Raw genomic sequence first — 17,462 nt, 5'->3', positions numbered from 1 at the left:
CACAAGGACACTTCCGCCGCTGTCATGAGGTAGAAGCCGAGTTAGGTGGGTGCCGCGATCGCCGCCGTTCGGCAAACCAATCCTGTAACTGCGTCCTACAAGGCGTTTCCAGAATCCCACCTAAAACCCTGAGCTGGTGAAACGAACAAGTGCTATCCGGTAGATTCATTACCGTCCGCACCGCACCAGTTTTCGGGTCGTCCGCCCCGTACACCAACAACCCTAACCGCGCCTGCACAATTGCCCCCGCACACATCGGGCAAGGCTCCAGCGTCACATACAGCGTGCATTCATTCAAACGCCAATTTTGTAACGCCTGCCCCGCCGCCCGCAAAGCCAACACCTCCGCATGAGCCGTTGGGTCGCGATCGCGCTCCCGCCGATTTTCTCCCTCAGCGATCGCCTCTCCATTTGGCCCTACAATCACCGCCCCCACAGGAATTTCTCCCGCAGCCCCCGCAGCTTCAGCCAGCTCCAGCGATCGAGCCATCCAGCGATGGTGCACTAGGTATTTGGGGTGAGAAAGAACAGGAGGGGGGAGTTGCAAGGATGAAGGATGAAAGGGAAGGAAGTCAAAAGTCAGAAGCTAGGAGATTGAGGGAATAAAAACAAAAGGCTCGAAACGCCTAAAGATCAACTCGTTTGGAGGGGGTCTGGGGGACGCAACCGTCCCCCAGCGGGGGTTTGGGGGCGAGTGCCCCCAAGGCTCGGATTTTAGTGATTGAAAATCAAGTAGCAGACTGCATCAAAAGCGAGTCTAACTGTCCCTGACGATCCAAGGCATACAGATCATCACAGCCGCCCACATACTCATTATTGATAAAAATCTGCGGCACCGTCCGGCGACCATTCGCCCGCTCCCCCATCTTGACCCTAGCCGCCCCATCCCCATCAATCTTGTACTCAGTAAACTTCACCCCTTTCCACTGCAACAACACCTTCGCCCGAATGCAGTAAGGACAAGTTTGCCAAGTGTAAATCTCCACATGAGCCTTCACCTGCTCAGGGTGACGACCGAAAAATCGATTGAGAAATTCGAGCATGTTTTCTCAGAATTGCACTGCTATCTTAAGCATACTATTCCGCACCCTCAGCCAAATAGAACCAATCCATGCATACTGCCTCAATGCAGCGGGAGCGGAAAAACTACTAGAAGACTAAAACCCGCGATCGCCAGCCCCAGAGAAACCGCCGTTAACTTCACACGATTCTGCCAGTCTAGTATCCCTGGCGATCGCTCCCCATCCATTTTTTGCGGCTTACTCCCAGACCGAGGCACCAGCCACAACAACAGACTCCCCAGCGTCATCAAGCTACCCAGAATCGCCAAACTGCCCCCCACCCAAGCCACCAGGAACCAAGCCATTTGATTCATCGTGATGCTCCGAACTTAAAAAACTTCCCAGCGATCGCCAGATAGAGATAAAGCCAGCTCTAGCTCACCGCCTCAAAAATAGCTGAATCACGCTTGGAGCCAAGCGCCTGTCTCCACTGTAGCCTTGCTCAATCTGGGTTGCTGGAAGCAATTTGCAACGAATTCCTTAAGTTCTGACACACCCAAACTGCCACTCTTGCCGCTCAACCCAAAATCTTTCTGTCAAGGGTATACCCGCACTTTGGTAGGATTGAGAACTGAAATTGCCAGTTAAAACGACGCAAAATCAGCCGTTTGGAGGAAACACCTCGTGGAAAACACGCTCGGTCTTGAGATTATTGAAGTAGTAGAGCAGGCTGCGATCGCCTCTGCTCGCTGGATGGGCAAGGGCGAAAAGAACATCGCTGACCAAGTTGCTGTAGAAGCAATGCGGGAGCGAATGAACAAAATTTACATGCGAGGCCGTATCGTGATCGGGGAAGGGGAGCGCGACGACGCCCCCATGCTCTACATCGGGGAAGAAGTGGGAATTTGCACCCGCGAGGATGCTAAAGAATACTGCAACCCAGACGAGCTGCTCGAAATTGACATTGCGGTTGACCCGTGCGAAGGCACCAACCTCGTTGCCTATGGTCAAAACGGCTCTATGGCCGTGCTGGCTATTTCTGAAAAAGGTGGTTTGTTCGCAGCGCCCGACTTCTACATGAAGAAGTTGGCAGCTCCGGCGGCAGCCAAGGGCAAAGTGGACATTCGCAAGTCTGCGACCGAAAACCTCAAGATTCTATCCGAGTGCTTAAACCGCTCTGTGGAAGAACTAGTGGTTGTCGTCATGGATCGTCCTCGTCACAAGGAATTGATCCAAGAAATCCGCCAAGCTGGAGCTAGAGTTCGCCTGATCAGCGACGGTGACGTGTCTGCCGCCATTTGTTGTGCTTTCGCTGGCACCAACATCCACGCTCTGATGGGCGTTGGCGCAGCTCCTGAAGGTGTGATCTCCGCTGCTGCAATGCGTTGCCTGGGTGGCCACTTCCAAGGCCAACTAATCTACGACCCCGCAGATGTCAACACTCCCGAAAGCAGCAACTGGAACCGGGAAGCCAACATCGCTCGTTTGAAAGAAATGGGCGTGGACGACCCCGATCGCATTTACAACGACGATGAGCTAGCGTCTGGTGAAACCGTCCTGTTCGCCGCTTGCGGTATCACCCCTGGCACCTTGATGGAAGGCGTGCGCTTCTTTAGCGGTGGCGCTCGGACTCAATCTCTGGTCATTTCCAACCAGTCCAAAACGGCTCGCTTTGTGGACACGATTCACCTGCTCGACGGACAAAGCAAATCCCTGCAATTGCGTTAATTTGCAGTTTCTTAATTGCTAACGGCAGGATTTCAGACAGGGGTATGGCAATGCTATGCCCCTGCTGAACTTTAAGCCTGAAACAGCATTAACCCTGGAGAAGTGCCACACTAAAGGTAGAAGCGATCGCTGACGTAGATCGCTTTTTCATGCCTATCACTTTGGGTCTCCAGCTAGATGAACTTTTCCTAACTTGCCTACTTTAGGTACTCCTTTAGTTTTAATTTAGATTTCTAAAGATCCATTGATTGAGCCTGCTAGACGCCTGCTGGTTATCAAAAACGTTTTTTACATCAATCGCTCCGTCTGGCTTGGAAGACGACAACTCTTAGGGAGGGAAGATGAATATTGCCGTTGTGGGCCTGAGCCACAAGACAGCCCCCGTTGAAGTGCGCGAAAAGCTTAGTATTCCAGAACATCAACATGAGGCGGCGATCGCTCACTTGCAGAGCTACAGCCACATTGAGGAAGCTGCCATCCTCAGTACCTGTAATCGCCTGGAAATTTACATTGTCACTACCGAATCTGAGCACGGCGTGCGGGAAGTGACGCAATTCTTGTCTGAGCACAGCAAGTTACCCATTCCGGCGCTACGACCTCACCTATTTGTGTTGTTACACCAAGATGCAGTCATGCACTTGATGCGAGTGGCGGCGGGTCTAGATAGCTTAGTGCTGGGCGAAGGGCAAATTTTGGCTCAAGTGAAGCACACTCACAAGCTGGGTCAGCAATACAAAGGCGTAGGCCGCATTCTCAATCAACTGTTTAAGCAAGCGATCTCGGCGGGTAAGCGCGTTCGCACAGAAACCAGCATTGGTACGGGGGCTGTTTCAATTAGCTCGGCTGCGGTGGAGCTAGCACAGATCAAGGTGCCGAACCTGGCTGCTTGTCGAGTTGCCATTATTGGGGCAGGCAAAATGGCGCGACTGCTGGTGCAGCACTTGATTTCCAAAGGGGCGGTGCAAATTTGTATTCTCAACCGTTCTTTGGAGCGGGCCGAGGAACTAGCCAGCCAGTTTACGGAGGCGCAACTCAAGCTCTGCCTGCTGTCTGAGTTGTCGGAAGTGCTGACCTGTTCAGATTTGGTGTTTACCAGCACCGCTTCGACTCAGCCAATTTTGGATCGCGCCAAGCTAGAAAACTGCTTGGAACCAGCTCAACCGTTGATGCTAATCGACATTTCCGTGCCCCGGAACGTCGATGCCGATGTCAACGACTTGGAATCTGTCCAGGTGTTCAACGTCGATGACTTAAAAGCTGTGGTGGCGCAAAACCAAGAAAGCCGTCGGCAGATGGCAATGGAGGCGGAAGCCCTACTAGAAGACGAGCTAGATGCCTTTGATGTTTGGTGGCGATCGCTAGAAACCGTCACGACCATTAGCTGCTTGCGGGAAAAAATTGAAACCATTCGCGAGCAAGAACTCGAAAAGGCGTTGTCACGCTTAGGTAGCGAGTTTGCCGAGAAGCACCAGGAAATTATTGAGGCGCTGACTAGAGGAATTGTGAATAAGATTTTGCATGACCCGATGGTGCAACTGCGGGCGCAGCAGGATATTGAGGCGCGGCGGCGAGCCATGCAGTCGCTGGAGATGCTGTTTAACCTCAATCCTGAGGCGCGATCGGGTGAGGCAATTTAGCATCCGAACCTTGGGGGCACTCGCCCCCAAACCCCCGCTGAGGGACGGCTGCGTCCCCCAGACCCCCTCCAGAAGTGGGGTTATTTTTTTGGGGTGAAGGCTGATGGGTAAGAGCTGGTTCCGCACAGTTTCTCAGGTTGTTGTCTTCCTGGTTGGATTGTGGTTAGCATTTGATTTGCTAGCTCGGCTGGGGGGCGAGGTGCTTTGGTTTCAGGAATTGGGTTATTCACCCGCATTTTTGCTGCGGGTCTGGACTAAAGCCTGTCTCTGGACGATCGCCTGCTTGGTAACGATCGGGTTTTGGTTTGGTAATTTTGCGATCGCCCAACGCTTGCAGTACCAGAAGCCGCAAGAGCAAGATCTAAGCCCCAAGGAAATTTTGTTGGGGAATCGGGTGGCTCGGCCTCGCGGCTTAGGGGTGACTAAGTTGCTGCCGCTGGCGGTGGGGTTAAATCTGTTAGTGGGGGTGATGCTGCTTTACTACGCTCAGGTGGCGGGACGCTATTGGCATCCTCCTAGCTGGCTGGGCAAGGCTTTTGCTAGCTTTTCCAATGCATCACTGCCGTCCCCCCAGCGCTTAGAACCAGAAATCATATGGCAAATCTTGGTGCAATTGCCGAGTCATCTGTCACAGGCGGCAGTGTTGGGTGGGCTTGTGCTGGGGCTAACAATTGCCCCTCGGTTTTGGTTGCGGGCGATCGCGGTGGTTTTAGCAGTGGGGTTTGGGCTCACGCTGGATGGCCACTGGGCACAGGTTTTGCAGTACTTCTATCCCACGTCATTTAACAGTACTGATCCGCTTTTTGGTCGCGATATTAGTTTTTATGTCTTCACTCTGCCAGTCCAGCAACTCCTAGCCTTTTGGCTGACAGGCTTAACGCTGTATGCCTTAGTGTCAGTAACGCTGTGGTATCTCCTATCAGGAGAAAGCTTGAGTGAGGGCAACTTTCCGGGATTCTCGGCTCCGCAAGTTCGCCACTTACAGGGCTTGAGCACTAGCCTGATGCTCGCGATCGCTTTTAGTCACTGGCTCAGTCGTTACGAGTTGCTGTACTCCTCTAGAGGCGTGGTCTATGGCGCTAGCTACACGGATGTAACGGTGCAGTTGCCGATCAATACTGGCTTGAGCTTTTTGGCCTTGGCGATCGCGATTTTTCTGCTTTGGCGGACGATGGTCGGCTCGAAGCGAGCTAACCAACCCGCTCCTTGGCTGTATGGGTTGAGCTTGTATGTTGCTGTGGTGGCGATCGCGGGTATCGCCTTACCAGAGGCAGTGCATCGTTTTGCCGTACAGCCTAACGAGCTAGCACGGGAACGTCCCTATATCGAGCGCAGCATTGCCCTAACCCGTCAAGCTTTTGACCTGCAAGCCATTGATGCTCAAACCTTTTCCCCCACTGGAGAACTGACCCGCACTGACCTGCAAAACAACCAACTCACCCTACGCAACATTCGGCTCTGGGACACACGACCACTCCTACAAACCAATCGGCAGCTACAACAAATCCGGTTGTATTATCGGTTTCCAGATGCGGATGTCGATCGCTACACGCTTTTGAAGGATGAAGGCGGAAGAACGTTCGCGAAGCGTTCCGAAGGAAGGGATGATATTGCTTCTCTCCTCACTCCTAACTCCACCCTGCGGGAACGCTTTCAGCGAACACCCCTCACTACCGAAAAGCAGCAGGTTCTAATTTCGGCGCGGGAGTTAGATTACAGTGCGGTGCCGCAACAAGCTAAAACTTGGGTGAACGAGCACTTGGTCTATACGCACGGCTATGGATTTACGCTTAGCCCAGTGAATCGGGTAGGGCCAGGGGGTCTGCCAGATTATTTCGTTAAAGATATTGGGGTCAACCCAGCCGATGACAATGCTAGCTCGTTGACGACTTCCAGCGCTGGAATTAGAGCCAGTATTCCTATTGGCCAACCTCGGCTGTACTACGGAGAGATTGCTAATACCTATGTCATGACTGGGACGCGAGTCAAGGAGTTGGACTATCCCAGTGGAAACGACAACGTTTACAACACCTACGGGGGGCGCGGTGGTGTCTTCCTGAATTCTCAATGGCGACGGTTGCTATTTGCCAAGTACTTAAATGATTGGCAGATGGTCTTAACTCGCAACTTTACGCCCCAAACCAAGGTGCTGTTCCGTCGCAACATTAATCAGCGGATTCGGGCGATCGCCCCTTTTCTGCGTTATGACAGTGAGCCTTATCTAATTACGGCTGACACCAACCCAGAGGCTACTGCTGGCGATGATTCAGCCGACCAAAATTATCTTTATTGGATGGTCGATGCCTATACGACGAGCGATCGCTATCCTTACTCAGACCCTGGCAACCATCCTTTTAACTACATTCGCAACTCGGTTAAGGTGGTGGTCGATGCTTACAATGGCTCGGTTGATTTTTATGTCGCTGATCTCACAGACCCGATCATTCAAACTTGGGCCAGAATCTTTCCAGGATTATTCAAACCGATCAGCGCCATGCCCGCCGCCCTTCGCAGTCACGTCCGCTATCCGGTCGATTTTTTCAACGTGCAATCAGAGCGGCTGTTGACCTACCACATGACCGATCCGCAGGTATTTTATAACCGGGAAGACCAATGGCAGGTTCCGGTAGAAATATATGGCAGTAAACCGCAGTTAGTGGAACCCTATTACCTGATTACTAGCCTGCCTGGGAGCGATACAGAAGAATTCATTTTGTTGCTGCCCTTTACGCCGCGACAGCGCAATAATTTGATTGCTTGGTTGGCAGCGCGATCGGACGGAGAAAACTATGGCAAGCTGTTGCTCTACGAGTTTCCTAAACAGCAGTTGGTCTACGGGCCAGAGCAAATTGAAGCGCGGATTAACCAAGACCCGATTATTTCTCAGCAAATTTCCTTATGGAATCGGCAAGGTTCACGGGCGATTCAGGGCAATCTGTTAGTGATTCCGATCGAGCAGTCATTGTTGTATGTTGAGCCTCTATATCTAGAAGCTGAGCAAAACAGCTTGCCTACTTTAGTCCGAGTCATTGTGGCTTACGAAAACCGTATCGTCATGGCAGAAACGTTTGACCAAGCTCTAGCAGCCGTGTTTGAAGCTAAAGCACCCACTGCTCCAGTGGTGCGTCCCGTAGCGGCTCCCACACCTCCGACTCCATCACCTGTCCCCTCAACGCCCTGAACCGTATAAGGATTTAGCCACATGGCAACCATCCGTGAAGCGTTTGTTAGCGCCGTTCAGCATCATGAAGCTGGGCAGTTGCATCAAGCCGAGCAGCTTTACCGCTTAATTTTGCAGCAAGAGGCTAATTATTTCCCTGCCTTGCATGGCCTAGGGCTAATTGCTTACCAAGCTGGTTACATTGAGGAGTCGATCGCGCACTACCGCCAAGCGATCGCCCTCAAGCCTAATGTTGCTGATGCCTACAACAATCTAGGATTGGCTTTGGTTGCTAATGGTGAATATGCGGCGGCTGTGGCTAGCTACCAGCAAGCGATCGCCCTCAACCCTCGCTACCCAGAAGCCTACAACAACTTAGGCCATGCCCTGCGGCATCAAGGCAAAGTAGCTGAGGCGATCGCGGCTTATGACCAGTCAATCGTGCTGAAGCCAGAATTTGTCTCGCCTCATTGGAATCGATCTCTGGCTTTGTTGCTGGGTGGAGATTTAGGCCAAGGCTTTGCTGAATATGAATGGCGCTGGCGACGGGAAGGCAAACAACTGCGCCCATTTCCTCAACCCCTCTGGGATGGCTCAAACCTAGCGGGACGGCGGATTCTGCTATATGCCGAGCAGGGGTTTGGTGACACCATGCAATTTGTTCGCTACGCCTCCTGGGTTGCAGAACAAGGCGGGCAAGTGGTGGTAGAGTGCCAAGCTCCCTTAGTTCGCTTAGTGCAAACGGTGCCCGGAGTGCAAGCCGTTGTCGCCCAAGGTAAAGCTTTACCCGCCTTCGATGTGCAAAGACCTTTGATGAGTTTGCCTTGGCTCCACGGCACCACTCTAGAAACCGTTCCTGCTCAGGTGCCCTATCTTCAGGTTCCTAGCTCTAGCTCGATCACCTTGGCCACCCCTCCAAGCACCCAGTTAAAAGTAGGGTTCGTCTGGTCGGGCAATCCAGAAAATCGCAATAACCGCAATCGCTCTTGTACAGCGGGTGACTTCCGCCCTTTGCTCGATATCCCTGGCGTAACGCTTTACAGCTTGCAAAAAGCAGCCCAACCAGAAGAACTGGCTCAACTGGGTGCACTGAGCGATCGCCTCCAAGATTTAAGCCCCCAGTTACAAGATTTTGGTGATACAGCCGCCGCGATCGCGCAACTGGATTTAGTTGTTACGGTAGACACGGCAGTTGCTCATTTGGCTGGAGCTTTAGGTAAACCTGTCTGGGTATTGCTTTCATTTGCTCCCGATTGGCGCTGGATGCTAGAGCGGGAAGACACGCCTTGGTATCCCACCATGCGGTTGTTTCGGCAAGCTCAATTTGGTGACTGGGCAGGTGTGTTGGCGCGAGTTGTGGCAGCACTGCGGGAGGCGATCGCTCAGCCGCAAAAATATTTACTAGACAAGAGCCAAACCTCATTCCCAGCCCCTCTCCTACAGGAGAGGGGTGCCGCAGGCGGGGAGAGGTCAGCCAATGCTCTACCCGAGCAAGATTGGGCAGCACTCCTAAAAACTGCTATCCAACACTATCAATCAGGTCGTTTGGTGGAAGCCGAGCAACTTTATCAGCAAATTTTGCAAGCGCAACCCAACCAAGCCGAGGTTTGGCAGTTGCGGGGGGCATTAGCCGCTACTGAGAAACGTAACTCTGACGCGATCGCCTACTACCAAAAAGCCTTAGCCCTTAAACCTAACTTTCCGGAAGCGCATAGTAACTTGGGCGTAGCGCTCAGCCAAACCGGGCAAATTGAGGCGGCAATTTTTCATTACCGACAAGCGATCGCTCTCAATCCTGGAGCCGCCGAGTTGCACCACAATTTAGGGGCCGCGCTGAAAGAACAAGGCCAAGTTGATGCCGCGATCGCGCACTACCAGCAGGCGATCGCGCTGAATCCCAACTACGCCATGACCTACAACAACTTGGGGACGATCTGGGAGGCCCAAGGGCGGTATGTCGAGGCAATGGCTTGCTACAACCAAGCGCTGGCTGTTAATCCTGAGAATGTCGATGCCCGCTTTAGCAGAGCGATCGCGCTATTACGGATCGGTGACTTGAAGCGGGGTTTTGAGGAATATGAGTGGCGGTGGCGACGACCAGACATGAAGCCGCAACCATTCAAACAACCAATTTGGGATGGCTCTGATTTGTCAGGAAAAACCCTCCTAATTCATACAGAGCAAGGGTTTGGCGACACAATTCAATTCATTCGCTATGTAGGCTTAGTAGCGCAGAAGGGAGGCCGTATCCTTGTGGCTTGTCAGCAAGCGTTATCCACGCTGATTCAGCCCCTCCCCCAGATTCAGCAATTTATTGTCGAGGGTCAGGCCATCCCCAAGTTTGATGTCCATGCACCGCTATTAAGCTTGCCGCGAATTTTAGGCACCAGCCTGGAAAACATTCCTGCCCAAGTGCCCTACTTGCAGCCTCCAACTTCCAGCCTGACTTTAGTCGCCCCACCAGCCACGCAACTCAAAGTTGGCTTGGTCTGGTCAGGCAATCCTACCCATCCGCACAACAATCAGCGCTCTTGCCCCCTCCAGCAGTTTTTGCCACTGCTAGAGCTGCCTGGAGTCGCGTTCTATAGTTTGCAAAAAGGCCCACAAATTGCTGATTTAGCGCAATTACCCTCCACTGCAATTCAAGATTTAAGCCCTCAGTTACAAGATTTTGGCGATACAGCCGCCGCGATCGCCCAACTTGACTTGGTGATTGCCATTGATACCTCCGTGGCTCATTTAGCGGGAGCCTTAGGCAAGCCAGTTTGGTTGCTGCTCGACACCTCCCCCGACTGGCGCTGGCTCACTGACCGCGAAGACAGCCCTTGGTACCCGACAATGCGGCTATTTCGGCAAACCACTGCTGGAAATTGGCCTGAAGTCATTGAGCGAGTCAGTCAAGCACTGCAAAAATTATTAGCCAGTTGCCTGCCTACACCTCTGAGTGATTTGGAGGCGGCGATCGCTACTGCCCTCCAAAGGCACCAAACTAGTCAATTAGAGGCAGCCAGCACCATTTACTTTCAGGTGTTGCAGCAAGACCCCAACCACCTGGATGCCTTACATTTGCTCGGAGTGATCGCGCACCAAAAACGCCAATTTGACCAAGCGATCGCCTACTACAAGGGGGTGTTGGCGATCGCGCCCAACTTCGCTGAAGCCCATGCCAACCTCAGCGCCACGCTGCGGGAACAAGGCCAGTTTGCTGAGGCGATCGTCCATTGCCAAAAAGCTTTAGCGCTCAACCCCAACTTCACGAACGCTTATGCCAGTCTAGGTTTAATTTATCGTCAGCAAGGTCAAGTCGCTCAGGCGATCGCTGCCTACAACCAAGCTCTAGCTAGCAATCCTGACGATATTGAGACTCATTGGAATCGCGCTTTGGCTTGGCTGATCGGCGGAGATTTCCAACAGGGATTTGCCGAGTACGAATGGCGCTGGCGACGACCTCACCGACGACCTCGTCCTTTTGCTCAGCCACTATGGGATGGCTCAGACTTACAAGGGCAAACCATTTTTCTCCATGCCGAGCAAGGCTTTGGCGATACGATTCAATTCATTCGCTATGCGGCTCTAGTCGCTGAGCGCGGCGGACGGGTGATTGTAGAATGCCAAGCCCCACTGCTGCGCCTATTGGCTGGGGTGGCTGGCATCGATCAACTTGTGGCCCAAGAAAACCCACTGCCCGCCTTTGATCTGCACACACCACTACTGAGCTTGCCGCGCTTGTTGGGTACCACAGTAGACACCATCCCTGCCTCAGTTCCCTACATTTTCCCTCCGACACAATCCGCCGTAAAACTCAGCGCACCCGCTGACCATCTCAAAGTGGGCTTAGTTTGGTCGGGCAGCCGCACGAATCAAAACAATCATCATCGCTCTTGCTCACCGCACTGTTTTCAACCATTGCTGACAATGCCAGGAGTCAGCTTCTACAGCTTGCAGAAAGATGCCTCAGTTGCCGAATTCGCCCAACTCACCAGCGACGGCGCAACCGTAGAGAATTTAAGTTCGCAGTTGCAAGACTTTGCTGATACAGCCGCCGCGATCGCTCAACTGGATTTAGTGATTACCGTGGATACTTCTGTGGCTCACCTGGCAGGCGCAATGGGCAAACCTGTGTGGGTGCTGCTCACCTTTGCCCCTGATTGGCGTTGGCTGTTAGAGCGAGAAGATAGCCCTTGGTATCCCACGATGCGGCTGTTTCGTCAGCAACAACCGGGTAGCTGGGCCGCTGTGATCAGCCGTGTCCAAGAGGCATTGCAAACATTAGTCGAGACACCATCGCCATCAACCCATTCTCTTCCTGCCATGCCCCAGCCTTCTCCTGAATTCGCAGCAGCTACTCCACCCGACGATTCTACTAACGTCACTCCCCCACCTCCCACCGCAAACACTAAGCCAGTGAGACCCATTGGTATCGGCTGGCAACTGAGCTTAATGACAGGATGGGGAGTCTACGGCATCAATTTCACGCTTCAGTTGCAGCAGCATCCCAGCTTTGCCCCAATGTTGCTAACACCTGCCTCAGTCACCTCAGAACTGCTCAATCCGCTACACCAAGTGCTGTTGCGTCCCGCGATTGCCCAACAGCAAAATCTACAAAACCTGCTAGCTAACTACCCCAAGCAACAAGTCGGCTTAGATATCCCCATCTTCTACGCCTTGGGCAAAGATTTTGACTCTAAACTGTTGCCGCGAGTCTCCGGTCAGCGTAATTTCGGCGTGGTGTTTTTTGAAGATACGGCCCTAAAACCAGAAGCCATTGCCAAGGCTAAAACCTATGATGCGATTGTGGCAGGCTCAACTTGGAACGCCCAAGTATTGCAAAGCTATGGCCTGGAGAACGTCTACACCGCCCCTCAAGGCATTGACCCAGCGATTTTCCATCCTGCTCCCAAAGCCAATTTGTTCCGCGATCGCTTCGTGATTTTTTCCGGCGGCAAGCTGGAGTACCGCAAAGGCCAGGATATCGTGATTGCAGCTTTCAGGGCGTTTCGCGATCGCCATCCAGACGCGCTACTTCTCACCGCTTGGCATAATTTCTGGCCGCAGTTCATGTCGGGGCTGGAGCAGTCAGGTCATGTCCAAGGTACGCCAGCTATTCATGCTGATGGTCGCTTGCGAGTAGTGGAATGGCTCGTTGCCAATGGGATTCCCGCCGATGCCTGTATTGATGTTGGCCCCATTCCCAACCACATGGTGGGGCAAATTATCCGCGAAGCCCACGTTGCGGTATTTCCCAATCGCGCAGAAGGCGGCACCAACTTAGTCGCAATGGAAAGTATGGCTTGTGGGCTACCCACGATTCTCTCAGCCAATACGGGCCACTTAGATTTGATTGGAAGCGATCGCTGCTATGCTCTGACCCACCAAAAACCCGCTAAATCTATTCCCATTTTCCAAGGCGTAGAAGGCTGGGGTGAATCAGATGTAGAAGAAATCGTGGAAGCTCTAGAACAGGTCTACACCGACTACCAAACCGCTCAAGCCAAGGGCCAAGCCGCCGCCCACTTCATGCAAGATTGGACTTGGGAAAAACAAGTACAACGCTGTCTCTCAGGTTTGAATTTGTAAGCTGTTCGTGCTTGTTTTGAGCTTTCGTCACGCTGTCAAGATACTGAGGAGATACTAACCTCATCGGCAAAGCAAAAGACAGAGAGTTTATTTGAACCAGCTGGGTTCTCATCTTTGCAAGGTTTGCGAACGAAAAACCGATACTAATTTAACAGACATCGTGATCGATGTTTCTGTAAAAAATAAATTTCTGGGAGATATTTCTTAGGCTTTCTAAACTGCATTGAGCTGTTTAAAACCAACTCAATTGTGTTGCTGTTCAGGCTAGCTTTGATCAAGATAGAAAAGTTATCCCTGAGAGACCAATACCCTTGCTCAAATAGAGCATCATGCAATCTACACAGGCATATAGTATTAGACAGCTTTCCTCGTAGTAAACGGGAGTCAGCCCATCTAACGATATGGCTTGCAATGAGTAACTCCGGAGCAGTTATGTCGCAAATAGCACATTGAAAATTATAGTTTTCAAGAGTTAGTTCACGTAGGCGATCTTGGCCTCGACGTTGACGTTGAAGAGCCAATTTATCATCAGTTACAACGAAATCAAATAGAAGCTTATTTGACTTTATGGCGTCATCAATCCGATCATCGCTTAAATCTTCCTCAATATGAATAAGTTTTGATTTGCGATAGGACAACAAATCAAAATATTTTTCTCTTGCAAACTCCTCAAACTCTTCAAACATGTGACGTTTGAATTCCGCCAGGTTTTCGATATCGTGTCTCTCACGAAGCTCTTTTATCCCCTTAATTCTATTTTGAGAATCTCTAATAATGATTTTAGGGTCATGGCATAGCTTGTAAAAGTCATCTCGCAGCTCATTCTTGTCAGTTGAGCCAGGATGTGGATTCAAGCTTCCTCGTTTTGCCTTTTTCTCTAACAACTCTATTACTTCCCGATTCATACTTTTGACATAACGAGTATTACCATTTATTGGCCTATAGAAAATCTGTTTTCCTTCTTTTAATGAGTTAAATTTACCAAGAAGCCATTTCCAGTATTCATCGAATATCTCGTTAAAGAATTCATCGCAGAGCAAGCTTAGGTTTTTGTCCATTCCATGTATACTTTCAAAATGTAGTTTACTTAATGCCTTAGAACCAAAATTAACAGGCCTAGAACTAATCATAGCCTTTAAAAAATGACTTAGAAATTAAGTTTCTGAGGTTTTTGTAATCAAGCTAAAATCTACTTAAAACCCGCTTATAACGATGACGATCGCTTAACAGATTTATGAACTTGTTAAATCTCTCCCTGAAGACCAAGCTAGCGAGATCCTCAATTTTATTGAATTTGTCCAGGCCAAACATCTAAAAGATGAGCAGGCTACCAATATAGTCAATCCAGTTGATTCAACTTCTTGGTTAGAACTCATTAGCGCTCTTGCTAGCACATGGCAAGAAGGTTTTCCTGCTCCGAAAGGGATTCGTGCTGAATCATCACAAAATATTCCACACCCATGGCCTCAACGAGTCTCAGGGCTTGCGATCGCAGATTAGTATTGAATAATGTTATTGTTTCTTGTAGTTTTAATTCAATAAAAAGAAATTCAACAACAGCAGAACCAAAGTAATTACTACAACCCAAACTAATGGCAACCACCATCTTGCCTGCTTTACGCCATCCCGTACAGTTCGATTAAAATGAGGTTTTTCAGCGCTGTATAGGCAAACTGCAACTAACATATTGAGGATGCTTCTGCCAGGAGCGAGAAAACGTATATTGGAAGCAGAAGTAAACATTTCAATAGTTAGAAACACTACTGATAATGTGGCAATCGCTCTTCCCCGCCATAGGTAGCCGCGACGGAATACATTAATGCTGTACAAAAGTGTACCAATACCAAAATTAGTAAAGAAGCAATAGGTGGCTAGAGCGATAGGACTGTAGAGAGGTGCTCTAGAGGTTAGTATCTTGTCAGATGTTGTTTCAATACAGTCTCGTACCCACAAGCTATACCCCAAGAAGTTATTATGTTTGGTCATGCTACGGCTTGGCTGAACTTAAATATCTGTCAGTTCGTTTACCAACTATTTCGTCTTTTTCAACATTTCGTTACATCCAGTCTTGAGCCCGGTGATGTGTGGTCAACCAAAAGCAGCCTATTGAGTGCAGCGTTGCCACCAAGGTTGTTTTAGGCCGGGGAATCGTTGCATTGCCTGACTGAGCAATGAATTGACTGCCTCAATAGGAGGTAAAAGTCCATCTACCGTGATGACATTTTCTTCCGGACTGATGGGTTCAAAGGCAGCGATTTGGCTTTGCAGCATGGCAGACTGCATGTAGTGATTTTGTCGTTGAGTGAGGCGGCGCTCCAGTTCTGTATGCGGTACTTCAAGGTAAACCAGTTGGACACGCCCTAAAGCGGCTAGGTGGTTGCGGTAGGAGAGTTTGAGCGCAGAACAAGTGATGACCGTCTCTCGATTGCGATCGCCAGCGCGTTGAATATCATCCTCAATTTCTAAGAGCCATTGGCGACGATCTGCGTCTTCTAAAGGTTGATGGGAAAACATTTTGAGGATGTTGGCCTGGGGATGGCGGCGATCGCCCTCTAAAAAGTCACATTCTAGGCGCTCGGATAGCAATCGTCCTACCACTGTCTTCCCTGATCCAGCTACCCCCATCATGATCCAGACCAATGGACAGTCGTTCATTTCTGCCTCACAACCTGAAGTTAGACACGACTAAATAACAAGTTAAATACCTTAGTGGTGTCGCAATATTGGTTGGGTTCTAGCTTAACTAAATTAGGTGAACTAGCTTGCATTAAATAAGCGTCATATCCGAGCGATCGCATCCATTCTCGTAGTTCAGTTTCGTTGGTTCCCATTTGCTGTAAACCAAAACGATTGACTTCAGAAATAATGTAAGGGACTCGATGAGTTTTCAGAATGTTTATACTGCCTTTCAAAACTTGCAGCTCTGCGCCTTCGGTGTCAATTTTGATCATCTTAGGCGGGATAGAGTTTTGGTCAGTCAAGGCTTCGTCTAACGTAGTAACATTAACCTTCTTTGTTGCTTGGCTCATCCGACTTTTTTGATTAAATTGGTGTGCTCCCACATTCCACAAAGCATGACCACCATCATTATCTAAATTGACAAAAAATTGGGCTTCTTTTGTTTCAGCTCCTAAAGCAACATTAAAAACCTTGAGATTTGAAAGGTGATTTAATTCAATGTTTTCTAAAATCTTTTTGTAGTTCGCCGACTCCATTTCAAAAGCCAGCACACTACCCGAATCACCCACCAAAGTAGCTGCTAAAAGAGAGAAATAGCCCACATGCGCCCCAATATCAATAAAGCGATCGCCGGGACGCAGCGTTTGAATCAAAAAATCAGAAACTTCTGTTTCATACAACTTGCCAGCGCTAAAACGCGACAGCATGAGTTGCTGGGTATATTTCTCCGCATCCAAGTACAGCTTTAACTGTTTGGTTTCTTGGTTACTAGTAATTGATAAATTCACCACTTGGGTTTTAGTGGGCGAAACGGCAGGTTGACTGGTAGGGGCGATCGCGCCTTTGGCATCGTTGAAGATCGTAGGACGACCAATCGGGGACAAGCCAGGTTGGAGAGCCACAGGACCATGCATGACTGCGGCAATTCTGCGAGCATCGGCTTCACGATATGGAGCTGTTCTGCCAAACAAATCCATGTCTCGTCGCACCGCAGGCTTAAGGTTTCCCTGGGAGTCGACCTGCTTGAACTCGTAAGTGGAATCAATTTCGGCCTTGCCATAGCCCCAATGCAAATGCTCCGTCAACACATCGGGAATGTAGTGCAATCGCCCGACTCGCTTGGCAATATCCATAATCCAGAGGTCATCATACAAACACTCAAAAATGCCTGTAATGAAGTAGCCCAACGTTAAACACCATTTGCGGCTGACAATGGGGAAGGTGCAGAGTTTTTCACCCCAATGACCTTCGTTGAACCACATGCAAAAAATCTCATCTGGGAATTTTGCGGTTTCTTGGTCGAGTCGCGTATCCCACCCTGCGTCGTTATAAATTTGGTCATCAGCGGCCATGACTAGAAGATCGCCTTGAGAAGCAGTCGCCAAGGCATTCCAGGCTTTAGAAACCCCAATTGGCTCGTTGACCATCAAGAAGCACTGCTTTAAGCGGTTGAGTTCTGTTTTATGAGCTTTCAGTTGCTCCACGTAGTCTAGTTTGGTGGAGTCGTCGGTATCTACATAAAATAAAACCTCGACTCTTTCCGGATGGTGCGCGGTTTTCAGCACACTTAAGACCAGACGGAGGGCTTTATCAGGTCGTCCTCGCGTGGGGCAAAGCAAGGAGATCGTTTTCAGCGGCGTTGACATGCTCAAGATCCTCGATCGGGCAAAATTCTATGGG

11 protein-coding genes and 1 pseudogene are annotated in these 17,462 nt (G+C 50.3%); 5 read left to right on the top strand and 7 right to left on the bottom strand.

Annotation, left to right across the window (positions count from 1 at the left end):
• Positions 1-22: 22 nt before the first annotated feature.
• From tadA to H6F68_RS21515, 3 genes are all read right to left on the bottom strand, one after another.
• On the bottom strand, positions 23-547 hold the full coding sequence (gene tadA / locus H6F68_RS21525) for a tRNA adenosine(34) deaminase TadA (protein WP_277876128.1): 525 nt from the start codon (positions 545-547) through the stop codon (positions 23-25).
• Positions 548-728: 181 nt separating this feature from the next.
• Positions 729-1,043: a glutaredoxin 3 gene (gene grxC / locus H6F68_RS21520; RefSeq protein ID WP_190562124.1), complete on the bottom strand. Its 315-nt coding sequence runs from the start codon at positions 1,041-1,043 to the stop codon at positions 729-731.
• An 80-nt stretch (positions 1,044-1,123) separates the two neighbouring features.
• A complete protein-coding gene (locus H6F68_RS21515) occupies positions 1,124-1,375 on the bottom strand; it encodes a hypothetical protein (protein ID WP_190562122.1) in 252 nt (83 codons plus the stop codon).
• Positions 1,376-1,685: 310 nt separating this feature from the next.
• On the opposite strand from H6F68_RS21515, the gene glpX reads away from it, so the two are divergent.
• From glpX to H6F68_RS21495, 4 genes are all read left to right on the top strand, one after another.
• The gene (glpX, locus tag H6F68_RS21510) at positions 1,686-2,729 is read left to right on the top strand and encodes a class II fructose-bisphosphatase (RefSeq protein WP_190440897.1); all 1,044 of its coding nucleotides are present in this window, start codon (positions 1,686-1,688) and stop codon (positions 2,727-2,729) included.
• Positions 2,730-3,070: 341 nt separating this feature from the next.
• Positions 3,071-4,366 (top strand): glutamyl-tRNA reductase, encoded by a 1,296-nt coding sequence (locus H6F68_RS21505; protein ID WP_190562120.1) that lies wholly within the window; start codon positions 3,071-3,073, stop codon positions 4,364-4,366.
• A 103-nt stretch (positions 4,367-4,469) separates the two neighbouring features.
• The gene (locus H6F68_RS21500; RefSeq protein WP_190562118.1) at positions 4,470-7,547 is read left to right on the top strand and encodes a UPF0182 family protein; all 3,078 of its coding nucleotides are present in this window, start codon (positions 4,470-4,472) and stop codon (positions 7,545-7,547) included.
• Positions 7,548-7,568: 21 nt separating this feature from the next.
• Positions 7,569-13,103 (top strand): tetratricopeptide repeat protein, encoded by a 5,535-nt coding sequence (locus tag H6F68_RS21495; RefSeq protein ID WP_190562116.1) that lies wholly within the window; start codon positions 7,569-7,571, stop codon positions 13,101-13,103.
• A 143-nt stretch (positions 13,104-13,246) separates the two neighbouring features.
• On the opposite strand, the gene H6F68_RS21490 is transcribed toward H6F68_RS21495, so the two are convergent.
• Positions 13,247-14,233 (bottom strand): HNH endonuclease, encoded by a 987-nt coding sequence (locus tag H6F68_RS21490; RefSeq protein WP_190562114.1) that lies wholly within the window; start codon positions 14,231-14,233, stop codon positions 13,247-13,249.
• A gap of 100 nt (positions 14,234-14,333) precedes the next feature.
• Here H6F68_RS21490 and H6F68_RS29845 point away from each other — a divergent pair.
• A pseudogene (locus H6F68_RS29845) lies at positions 14,334-14,426 on the top strand (DUF2281 domain-containing protein); the annotation flags it as partial.
• Between the two features lie 64 nt (positions 14,427-14,490).
• Here the strand turns inward: H6F68_RS29845 and H6F68_RS29120 are convergent.
• The 3 genes from H6F68_RS29120 to H6F68_RS21475 all read right to left on the bottom strand — a co-directional run bounded on the left by H6F68_RS29120 (position 14,491) and on the right by H6F68_RS21475 (position 17,428).
• Complete coding sequence (locus H6F68_RS29120; protein WP_242065597.1) at positions 14,491-14,709, bottom strand: hypothetical protein; 219 nt, start codon at positions 14,707-14,709, stop codon at positions 14,491-14,493.
• Between the two features lie 497 nt (positions 14,710-15,206).
• Positions 15,207-15,758 (bottom strand): gluconokinase, encoded by a 552-nt coding sequence (locus H6F68_RS21480; protein ID WP_242065596.1) that lies wholly within the window; start codon positions 15,756-15,758, stop codon positions 15,207-15,209.
• A gap of 20 nt (positions 15,759-15,778) precedes the next feature.
• Entirely contained in the window at positions 15,779-17,428 is a 1,650-nt protein-coding gene (locus H6F68_RS21475; protein ID WP_190562112.1) for an FkbM family methyltransferase, read from the bottom strand.
• Between the last annotated feature and the right edge of the window lie 34 nt (positions 17,429-17,462).

It is taken from the genome of Trichocoleus sp. FACHB-262, from assembly GCF_014696035.1.
Taxonomy (GTDB): Bacteria; Cyanobacteriota; Cyanobacteriia; order FACHB-46; family FACHB-46; genus Trichocoleus.
The sequence above is the reverse complement of the archived record's forward strand: the minus strand, read 5'-3'. Positions and strand labels throughout refer to the sequence as shown.